Consider the following 1746-nt stretch of genomic DNA (forward strand, 5'->3'; position numbering starts at 1 on the left):
ACTCTGCGGTGAGTTCGTAGAGTCCTCGTCCGGCCTTGCTGAGGAGGCCGTCCTTGACCCAGTGACCCAGTTGGGCGCAGAAGCTTCGGTAGTGATCGATGCCGAGGCGGTCGGCGATCTCCTTTGCGTTCCAGGGGCGATGGGCATCGGTTCGCAGGAGCTGAAGGGTGCGGTCGCGGTTTCCCTGCCCTCCGAGGAACGCTGTCGGGGCGGGGGCGTCCTGCCCGGCCGTGTTGGGCTGTGCCGTGTAGATCGCGATCGCCAGGTGGGTGATGTTTCGGCTGGTCAGCGGGCGGCTGTCGGCTGGGTTCCCGGGATAGCGGGAGAGCGAGGACTTCACCTTGCGGGCGCTGAGGCGGGCTCGTCGCTTGGGGAGCAGGCCGGAGAGGATCGCCTGGGCGATCCCTCCGGTGCCGGGTGAGGTGGGCAGGATGCCCTGGGCGGTGACGACCTGGTTGCGCGCGGTTTCCAGGGCGATGGCGAAGCTGGCGCGGTCGGGGTCGAGGGACGGGTCGGTGTCGGTGGCCTCGGTCATCGCGCGGCGCAGAGCCTGGTAGACGGTGAGCTGGGCCCAGATCTCCTGTTCAAGGCCGAAGGGGTCTTGCGAGCGCAGGACGAGACCGTCGAGCAGGGTGTGTCGCAAGGCGTAAAAGGCGGACTCCACCTCCCAGCGCTCGTGATAGAGGCGGACCAGGGTGGCGGCCGGGTCGGTGCGGTGGTCGAGCAGCGTGGTGGCCAGCCGGTAACTGTCCGCGATGTGCTGGCCGTTGTCGCAGGTGGCGGCGATGTGGGCTTCGATGATGCGCAGAGTGCAGCCGTTGATGCGGGTCAGGTAGGAGCCGTCGGGCAGGCGGGCCAGCACTGCCGGGGTGCGGCGTCCGTTGAGACGGATCAGCAGCTGGGCCCGGGTGCCGACGACCTGGGTGAGGAAGTCGTCGGAGTCGAAGCCGCGGTCGGCCAGCAGGAGCATGTCCGCGTCCAGGAGGGACAGCAGGCGGCGCGCGTAGGTGAGTTCGCCATAACTGGTGGGCCCGAAGACCGCGCCCAGCAGGCTGCGGGTACCGGTCTCGGTCAAGGCCATCAGACGGAGCATGGGATAGCCGTCCCAGGCATTGGAACGCAGGATCTTGCCCAGCCAGCCACGTACGCGCGGCTGATCGGGTGCCTTGATCGACGAGCAGCCGTCCAGCGCGACCGTCCGCCAGCGCCGGTAGCAGACTCCCGGGGCGCCAGGCCGGGCCACCGGCCCGGCCAGTACCTCGAAGAGCAGCTTCACTGGGGCGGCCCCCAGCCGGCGGCGAAGGTCACGCAGTCCCTTCTCCGACGGACGGGCGAGCCCGAGCGGCTGGAGCGCGGCCACCAGCTTGTCCCACACCCGGACATAACCCACCGAGGGGAAAAGCACCAGCGCCAAGAGGAAGTACATGCCGACCCGAGAGGGCAACTGCCGCAGACGCTGCTCGACACGGCCGGACCGCTCCAGCACATCGTCGACGAGCTCGAAGGGAATGTGCTGGGTCAACTCGCCCAGATGGCCTGGCGCGAAGACGCCTCCCGCCGTTTCGACGACGCGGGTGAACGCGGAGATGGCAGACTTGGGCGGCAACGGGACCTCTTGTGTGAGCAGCGAATACCTTGGTCGGTTTCACTGCGTCTACCAGGGGTCCCGTTCCCTACGTACGACGCCACGCCGTCGACGGGCAACCTGTTTGCTGCCCCGCTCCCCCGCCTAACTACGCGGCCTTG

1 protein-coding gene is annotated in these 1746 nt (G+C 68.5%); it reads right to left on the reverse strand.

What is annotated here, in order from left to right; translation table 11 throughout:
* A partial coding sequence (locus ACNAW0_RS30325; RefSeq protein ID WP_416291469.1) for an IS4 family transposase occupies positions 1–1606 on the reverse strand: 1606 nt, incomplete at its 3' end.
* Between the last annotated feature and the right edge of the window lie 140 nt (positions 1607–1746).

Source organism: Micromonospora sp. SL1-18 (assembly GCF_047921505.1).
Taxonomy (GTDB): domain Bacteria; phylum Actinomycetota; class Actinomycetes; order Mycobacteriales; family Micromonosporaceae; genus Micromonospora.